The organism is Burkholderia sp. AW49-1 (assembly GCF_053427845.1).
This window is the reverse complement of record NZ_JBSAXF010000063.1, coordinates 1-6,607: the sequence shown is the minus strand read 5'-3', so window position 1 is coordinate 6,607 and position 6,607 is coordinate 1. Positions and strand designations below refer to the sequence as shown.

The 6,607-nt window shown below is 61.6% G+C and carries 3 protein-coding genes; all 3 read left to right on the top strand.

Features of this window, described 5'->3' with window-relative positions; genetic code table 11:
• Window positions 1–398 precede the first annotated feature (398 nt).
• Window positions 399–2,516, top strand: coding sequence for a PKD domain-containing protein (locus tag ACV22W_RS33275; protein ID WP_448023778.1), 2,118 nt, complete (start codon window positions 399–401; stop codon window positions 2,514–2,516).
• Between the two features lie 87 nt (window positions 2,517–2,603).
• Complete coding sequence (locus ACV22W_RS33270) at window positions 2,604–4,592, top strand: lytic polysaccharide monooxygenase (RefSeq protein ID WP_448023777.1); 1,989 nt, start codon at window positions 2,604–2,606, stop codon at window positions 4,590–4,592.
• Between the two features lie 263 nt (window positions 4,593–4,855).
• A partial coding sequence (locus ACV22W_RS33265; RefSeq protein ID WP_448023775.1) for a S8 family serine peptidase occupies window positions 4,856–6,607 on the top strand: 1,752 nt, incomplete at its 3' end.

Genomic DNA, 6,607 nt, shown 5'->3' with positions numbered 1-6,607 from the left:
ACCGCGCTGTCACTGGATGCGATGCTGGGGGCGCCGTTACGGCGAATCATGGTCTCGGGGCGTCATGGAAGGCCGGCCGTCATTTGAATAGTTCACTAACGTGTCTTGTAACTTGAAGTCGATCGAGATCGGGCGGTTATTGTTCAGGCTATGAACGATTCGCACGCCAAGCCGTCGGCTCACAATGACGAAGAAAGATATTTGTAGGAATTTGGTAGTGCAATGATGAGATGGCTTATTCTGTCTTGCCGCATGGGAAGAGGTGGAATAAGAGGAATAAGAATCAAGAAAAAATGCCGTTATTTTTAATTATCGATTGGTAGTTCGATTGATATGTTGTAAGCCAGTATCCGGAAGCGTGAAATCTGTTTAATTGACATTTTAAGCGGATATTGATCATGATCTCGAGCTTGCGAGAAAAGATGGCGCTTTTGAGATTGGAAAAATGGCCCCTGGGATTCCTGTTCGCCCTGCTCGCAGCATGCGGCGACCATCATGTTTCCCGGAGCAGCGAAGGTGTCGCACCCGTTCCAGACCTTCCGACGGCTCAGATCGTTTCGATCGACCCACATCAGCCTGCGGCAACCCGACCAGTCAGTTTTCATGGCGCGGGGACAGGCGCCGGCATCCAGTACGGCTGGCAGTTCGGCGACGGTGCAAGCGCGTCCGGTCCGCAGGTGGCCCACGCTTACGCATCGGCAGGCACGTTCAATGTGACGCTCACGGTCGTCGACGTCCACGGTGCCGCCGCCACGTCGACTACCGCCATTACGGTTTCCGCACAGCCGTTACCGCCGTCACCGCCGGCAATTCTGCTGCTCAGCACCGCCTCTCCCGCGCCCGGCAGCGCACTGTCGTTCCTCGCGATCTCGACCAATGCCGGCGGTGGGCCGCTGACCTATGCGTGGAATTTCGGCGATGGACAAACCGCAACCGGAGCGAACGCGCAACACGCATATGGCGCCACGGGGCATTACGTGGTGTCGGTGACGTCGACCAATGCCGCGGGCCTCAGTGCGACCAGCACCACCACCGTCACGATCGTGACCGCGCCGGTTAATCCGCCGGATCCACCGCTTCTACCGACGATTGTCGCGCCGGACGAGGTTCGCGCGCAGAGCGCGGTCCCATTCTCGGGCGACGCGAACCCCCCGTCGAACGGCAGTGTGACGTCGTATACGTGGGACTTCGGCGATGGCTCGAGTGCCGCGACGGGGCAGCATGTCACGCACACCTATGCAGCGGCCGGCGCCCGGACGGTCACGCTGACCGTCACCGACAGCATCGGCCGCACCGAAACGGCAACGGCGAGCATCGACGTGTTACCCCCGCTGCCCCCGCACGGTGTCGTGATTCACGGGCCGCTGGAAGTCAAGGTGGGCGACGCCGCCGAACTCACGGCCAGCTTCGAGAACCCGGGCGGTGGCGCTGTCAGCTACGCGTGGGATTTCGGCGACGGGGAGACGAGCAGTGATGCTGCTCCGTCGCATACCTATGCGGCAGCAGGTCAACATACCGTCACCTTGACCGTGACCAATCCCGCATCGGGATCCTCCGGGGCTTCCATGACGTTGCAAGTCGTCGAAAGGGACGAAATGATCGAGTTGCCGTGTGCGGGCGAAGTGGCCGGCACCGGTTGGTGTACCGCCCCGAGCCTGCCGATCGACCCGACCGCGCTGAACACGGTTTCGTTTGGCGATGCCCGGTCCGGATGGATCGGCGGCGAGAGCGGCGCGCTGATCCATTCCACGGATAGCGGGCTGACGTGGGCGATACAGATCGCGTCCGGCAATGCGATTCGCAGCATATCGTCGGTGGACAGCAATCATGTCTGGGCACTGGACAGCGAGCGCAACGTACTGTCTTCCTCCGATGGTGGTGCAACATGGCAGCCCGTTGCGACCGGCTCAACATCGACGCTGGTGGCCATCAAGTTCGTCGATCAGCAGCATGGCTGGGCCGTTGGTTCGGGAGAAAGCATCTTGGCCACCACTGACGGCGGTCAATCCTGGGCGCTGCAACACAGCAATACGAGCGATCCCGCACTGAACGCCATCGACGCCACGGGTTCCAATGACGCTGTCGCCGTGAGCGACAACGGCTCGATCCTGCAAACCACCGACGGCGGCCAAAGCTGGCATGTCGTCCTGGCGCCCAACAGTACGGCGCTCAAGGGCGTCTCGTTCGGGGGAGCGTCGACCGGGTTCGCCGTCGGTCGAGGCGCGACGCGGATCTATAAGACGACCGATGGTGGCGCGACCTGGGCTGCCTCGACGTCGCCGACCAGCGAAGCGCTGCTGGCCGTCAAGTTTGTCACCGCGTCGATCGGATGGGTTGTGAGCGAATCGGGCCAGATTTTCCGTACCGACGATGGCGGCGGCAGCTGGAGCCTGCAGAACCTGCCTTCGCAGGCACTCGGCCTGCCGGCGCTGGACGCGGCCAATGCGACGAATGCGTGGCTGGTCACGGCGGGAGGCGCCTACTTCATTACCGGGACGGGCGGAATCGCGCAATGATTCGGGACGTTTGCAACGATGCAATTGAATTGCTGACACGGCTGCGGAGAAGAAATTCGAACTCTGACTTGCCGATTGAGAGGAGGCATGATGTCGAGATTTCGTGAAAACAGTGAAAGTAGCGGAATGTACGTGACAATCCGGATGATGTGCGGATTACTGCTGTGCGTACAGGTCATGTTTGCGGGGATACAGGAAGCGGTCGCGCACGGCGCGGTCGGTGTACCCATTGCTCGTCAGTATCAATGCAGGCTGGAGCGAGGTTACGATTACCCCGCGGACGGCTCGGGGATTCCGCATGACGATTGTCGTACCGCCTTCCAGCAAGGAGGGAATCGTGTCTATCCATTTCAGCAATGGAACGAGGTTGCCGCGAATCCGGCCGGCATGGGCGAGAAGGAGGAGGATGTGCGGAGAGCCGTTCCGGACGGGCTGATCTGCGCAGCCGGTGATCCCCAAAAGGTCGGACTCGACAACGCGCCTGCGACGGTCTGGCGCAAGACCCGGGTCGTGCCGAAGGATGGCAAGATCGAACTCCGCTGGGACAACACGCAGGCGCACGTTCCGGCGGTGATGCGTGAGTACCTGTCAAAGCCCTCGTACGATCCGTCGCGCCCGCTTCGGTGGAGCGATCTCGACAAGCTCGACGAAATATCCGCGCCGTACCCGGAGCCGGCGAACGGAGGCGGTCGTCTCCCGGACGTCACGACCTTCACCCGGTATAACGTACCCATTCCGGCCGGCAGGACGGGCGATGCGGTGCTGGTGAGCTACTGGCAGCGCAGAGACGCGGGTAATGAAGGTTTCTTCAATTGCAGCGACATCACGATCGTCGGCGATACCGTCGAGCCCGGTTTTCCGTGGATCGATTCGAATCCGTATCTCGAATCGGGCTTCGCGCCGAATGTCGGCGATGCCGTACGCTTTCGCGTGATGGGCGGCAACGCGCGGGGAACGGAAGTCGTCGATGTCCGACATCCCATTACCGACGCGAACGTTCAACCGCAAATCTGGGCAAGGGAATTGGCGGACACGTTGAACCGGAGTCATGGCAATTACGTGCGGATTGGCGTGCGAGCCGGAAACGATATTCACTATAACGCTACGGATCTGGTTGCAAACCGGATCTGGCTGAAGCAGGGCTACAGTAGTGCGATGGGTATCGTCGCTCCCGAGCCGCCACCTCAGCCAATCACCGCCACGCTCACCGTGCCTGGTCAGGTGCGTAGCGGCGAGCCGGTTCCGGTGCATGTCGATGCGAAGAGCGAGACGGGGCGGCCGCTGAGTTATGTGTGGTCACGCACGTCGGCGTTGTTCGATGGCTCGATCGGCAACCAACCTAGCGGTAACTACACGGCGGCGGCGGTTACCCAGCCAACCAACGGGGTCATTGGCGTAACCGTGTCGGACGATCACGGCAATTCTCTTCCGGTACCCAACCGAACGGTGACGGTATCGCCGGCGGAGGGCGGGACACCGGTGCCGCTGCCGAGCATTAGTCTGAACCCGCCGCACGTCAGCGGTAGCGCACCGGCCACGGTGAGGCTGACGTCGAGCGCGAGCGTGACCGGCGCGACGATCAGCAAGGTCGAGTATTTCAACGGCGGCATCAGGCTGGGCGAGGCGAGCGCCACGCCATATAGGTACGACTGGCAGAACGTGGCGGCGGGCAGCTACAACGTGACGGGCAAGGCGACGACGAGTCAGGGCGCATCGACGACTTCGGCACCGGTACCCGTAACGGTCACGCCATCGGATGGGGGCGGCACGTGCGATTACCGGGATCCGGCCGCCACGGGCGTTCCGGCCTGGCAAGGCAGGAGTTATAACGGCGGCGAGCGGGTGAGCTACCAGAACGTGATCTGGCAGGCGGGCTATTCGACGGGCACGGCTGCACCGGACCGCAACGATGCGTGGACGCTGGTGAGCAACGTACCGGTGCCGTATTCCGCTGCGCGCGCGTTCGAGGGCGGCAAGGAAGTGACCTACCAGGGATCGGTTTATCGTGCCGGCTGGTGGACCAAGGGCACGGCGCCGCCAGCCAGCCCGTGGACCCGGGTCGGGCCATGCCAGTAAAAAGCCGGGCGTAAGTCGACCCGAATTGAAACGAGTCGCAGCGCAATTGCCGGTTGTGCGCGATGCGGCTCGCTCCCGCATAGGGCAACACGATTGCGATTGTCTTCATGCGTTTGTTCGCCGGCGCGAATACTGCTGGGTGGCGGTTGCAGGCATCGTGGATGCATGACGACGAATCGACACGGTGAAGCGCTCATTGACTCGCAGTTCGCGTAGCGGGGAAGCGCGTCTGTTCGCTGATATCGGGTCGGGAGGAGGGGACGATGAATCGTGGTGCATTGCGCGTGATCGGTGGCCTGGTGTGCCTGGTAGGTTGTCTGGTCGGAGGAGCGCCTAGTTGGGCGCAATCGGGCCTGTATCCGTTCGACCGGTTGGTCGTGCAGCTCAAGCAGGAGATGGGCGAGATTCAGACGAAAAGCAGTGGAGATCCGATTGCACGTCGTGATCTGGATCAGCTTCGACACACATTGCCCACGCTGGCCCCTGAATTTCCGCTGCCCACAACTCGCACAGTCGCGACTGTCGATGCGTATCGGCGCTATGGCCTGACCCGTTACTACACGGTGGACGTCAGCACGCTGTCGGTGGCGCAAGCCGAGGCGTTGCTGAATAAAGTCAAGGCCAATCCGCTTGTGGAAGAGGCCTACCTGAAAGTACCGCCCCATGAAATCGACGATGACGCGGTGCCGATCACTCAGCTCACGCGCGCCAATCCGCCGGACTACACGCCAAAACAATCTTACCTGTACGCGCCGAGCGCGATCGCGCCGGGCTACAGGATTGGCGGCGTCAATGCCGAGGAGGCCTGGAGGCATCCGGGGGGCGACGGTAGCCGGGCTCGCATTGTGTCGGTGGAAACCAGTCACTGGGAATTCGGACACGTCGATTTGCCCGATCCGTTCATCAAACACTGGAACGAGGGCGCGCACGCGGTAGGTGACCATGACACGAAGTCCGTGGGCACGATGGTGTCGAAGAACAACGGTTTTGGCACGACAGGAATCGCCTATGGGGCAGCCATTGGGTATTCGAAATATGGCGGTGGCATGCAGTTGCTTGATCTCGCGAACCTGCTTCGGTCGGGCGATGTGATCCAGATCGGGATTCACTACCAAATCAACGGCCTTGATCCGATTTTTGGTTGCAAAGCGACTTGCTTCGTGCCAGTGGATTATTACCCGGACGTGGTCAGTGCCATTCGCTATTTGACTCACGAACGGGGCATCCACGTTATCGAAGCCGCCGCGAACGGCAATATCAACCTGGACGATCCCTATTTCCAGGGGCGGTTCGACCGAAGCAGGAACGACTCGGGTGCCATCATGGTCGGGGCGGCGGATCCGAAGACCGGTCGACGGGCATCCTATTCGGATTATGGGTCGCGCGTGGATGTGTACAGTTGGGGCTGGAATGTAACGACGACGTCATACGATCGTTGGAATCCCAAGCAGGGATATACGGATTCGTATTCGGGAACGTCGTCTGCCAATCCGATCGTCGCGGCAACGGCTGCCGTGATGCAGAGCGTTGCGAGGACGGAAGGGATCGGCAACGTGCCACCGGGCGTGATGCGCAGGATCCTGGCGGAGACAGGTACGCCGCTGCCGAATGGCGACCGGTCGATTGGCACGCAGCCCGATCTGGTCGCTGGAATCAACACGATGCTGGACGAGTACGGTGGCGGCAGTCCGGCGCCGCAGGCGAGAATCACGGGCCCGGTCACGGTGCAAGCCGGTTCGAAGCTGATGCTGTCGGGTGCGGACTCGTCAGGCAGGGACCTGACTTATGAATGGCGAGCGGAGGGTTTTTCGCCGGCCACGGCGACGACTCACGACGTCGAATTGACCGCGCCGTCGAATGCGGGTGTGCGGGAGATTTCGTTGGCAGTCAAGGATGCGGCCGGTCGCACGCATACCGCGACGCACCGCGTGACGGTCGATGCAACGACGGAGCCGATCACGGCGACCCTCACGGTACCTGCTCAGGTGCGCAGCGGCGAGCCGGTTCCGGTGTAT